Below are 1,588 nucleotides of genomic sequence, written 5' to 3'. Positions count from 1 at the left end.
ACCCCGTCCCGCATCCCGCTGCGCGGGCTGCGTGCCGACCCTCCCCCTCCAGGGGAGGGTGAAGAGAGCTTCACGATCCAGCCGAGCCGTTCAACGTTCCAGGACCCTTAATGCACCCCAACGATCCTCGTCTGCGCTCCTTCATTGAGGTGAAGGCTGACTCCGACTTCCCGATCCAGAACCTGCCTTACGGCGTGGTCTCGACCGCAGATCATCCATCGCCGCGCGTCGGTGTCGCGATCGGTGATTATGTGCTCGACCTCGCAGCATTGCAGGCCGCGAAGCTGCTCGATCTGCCGGAGGGCGTGTTCGCGCAAAGCTCGATCAACGCCTTCATGGCGCTCGGGCCGAACGTGTGGCGCAGCACGCGGGCGCGGATCAGTGCGCTGCTGCGGCACGACAATGCCGAGCTGCGCGACAACGCGGAGTTGCGCGCCAGGGCGTTGCTGCCGATGCGCCAGGTGAAGCTGCATCTGCCGCTCCGCGTCGAGGGCTTCACCGATTTCTACTCGTCGAAGGAACACGCCACCAATGTCGGCACCATGTTCCGAGACAAATCCAATCCGCTGCTGCCGAACTGGCTGCACATTCCGATCGGCTACAACGGCCGTGCCTCGACTGTCGTGGTCAGCGGCACGGCGATTCACCGCCCGCGCGGCCAGCTCAAGCCGCCGTCGGCGGAGCTGCCGAGCTTCGGGCCTTGCAAGCGGCTCGATTTCGAACTCGAGATCGGCGTGGTGGTCGGGCAGTCCTCGGTAATGGGCTCGATGCTGACCGAAGCGCAGGCCGAGGAGATGATCTTCGGCTTCACTTTGCTCAACGACTGGAGCGCGCGCGACATCCAGCAATGGGAGTACGTGCCGCTCGGCCCATTCCAAGCCAAGGCATTCGCGACCTCGATCAGCCCGTGGATCGTCACCCGCGAGGCGCTGGAGCCGTTTCGCGTGGCCGGGCCGGTGCAGGACCCGGCGCCGCTGCCGTATCTGCAGCAGAAGGGCGCCAACAATTACGACATGGCGCTGGAAGTCGCGTTGCGGACGCCTGCGATGCAGCAGCCGGCGCGGATCAGCGCCACCAATTTCAAATACATGTACTGGTCGTCGGTGCAGCAGCTCGTGCACCATGCCTCCAGCGGCTGCGCGATGAGCGTCGGCGACCTGCTCGGTTCCGGCACGGTATCGGGCCCGGAGAAGGATCAGCTCGGCAGCCTGCTGGAATTGAGCTGGAACGGCACCACACCGGTGCAATTGCCCGGCGGCGAGAGCCGCAGCTTCCTCGAGGACGGCGACAGCCTGGTGATGCGCGGCTGGTGCCAGGGCGACGGCTACCGCGTCGGCTTCGGCGAAGTCGAGGGCACGGGGCGGGCGGCGAGCGAGTAGTTCCTTGCAGCGTCATTCCGGGGCGCGCCGTCAGGCGCGAACCCGGACTCTCGAGGTGATAAATAATGTCTACATTCCGGGTTCGCTCACGTTCGTGAGCGCCCCGGAATGACGAGTCGCGGCGGTTACTTCCCGCCCCAGGCCTTCAACACGTCGCCGATCTGCGCCTGCACCGGCGGGCGGGCCGCCGAGGGGGTGCGGGAGAAGCG

1 protein-coding gene is annotated in these 1,588 nt (G+C 66.1%); it reads left to right on the top strand.

Annotated elements, in window-relative coordinates; genetic code table 11:
- The first annotated feature begins 110 nt into the window (after positions 1 to 110).
- Positions 111 to 1,379 carry a fumarylacetoacetase gene (fahA, locus tag DY467_RS25255; protein WP_164639780.1) on the top strand — a complete coding sequence of 423 codons (1,269 nt, stop codon included), beginning with the start codon at positions 111 to 113 and terminating at the stop codon, positions 1,377 to 1,379.
- The last annotated feature ends 209 nt before the right edge of the window (positions 1,380 to 1,588 follow it).

The sequence above is a fragment of the Rhodopseudomonas sp. BR0G17 genome (assembly GCF_010907025.1).
In the GTDB taxonomy this organism is placed as follows: Bacteria; Pseudomonadota; Alphaproteobacteria; order Rhizobiales; family Xanthobacteraceae; genus Rhodopseudomonas; species Rhodopseudomonas palustris_H.
This window is presented reverse-complemented; position numbering and strand designations above follow the sequence as displayed.